The organism is Bacillus sp. LR--39, from assembly GCF_053613335.1.
The window spans coordinates 1-521 of record NZ_JBSIOT010001578.1 but is presented as its reverse complement, the minus strand read 5'-3'; the positions used below and the strand labels follow the sequence as shown (position 1 = coordinate 521).

1 protein-coding gene is annotated in these 521 nt (G+C 49.5%); it reads left to right on the top strand.

Features of this window, described 5'->3' with window-relative positions; genetic code table 11:
- Nucleotides 1-466: UvrB/UvrC motif-containing protein (locus tag ACWHAR_RS31895; protein ID WP_452089029.1), on the top strand; the 466-nt coding region annotated here is incomplete at its 5' end.
- Nucleotides 467-521: the final 55 nt, after the last annotated feature.

Sequence of the window (521 nt, the reverse complement as noted above, 5' to 3'; positions counted from 1 at the left end):
AGGTTTGGACATCCCCGAAGTATCCCTTGTTGCGATTTTGGATGCGGATAAGGAAGGTTTCCTTCGTTCGGAGCGGTCGCTGATCCAGACCATCGGACGGGCAGCGAGAAATGCGGAAGGCCGCGTCATTATGTACGCCGATAAAATAACGAAGTCTATGGAAATTGCGATTAATGAAACAAAACGCCGCCGCGAGCAGCAGGAGCGGTTTAACGAAGAGCACGGCATTACGCCGAAAACGATAAATAAAGAAATTCGCGATGTCATTCGTGCCACAGTAGCAGCTGAGGATAAAGCGGTATACAAAACAAAAGCCCCGCCGAAGCTGTCGAAAATGACGAAGAAAGAACGCCAGAAAGTCGTTGAACAGATGGAGCATGAAATGAAGGAAGCCGCCAAGGCGCTTGACTTTGAAAGAGCCGCGGAGCTTCGCGATTTACTTTTAGAGCTAAAAGCGGAAGGATGATGAACAAATGGCTATGGATCGGATAGAGGTGAAGGGAGCCAGGGCGCATAACCTG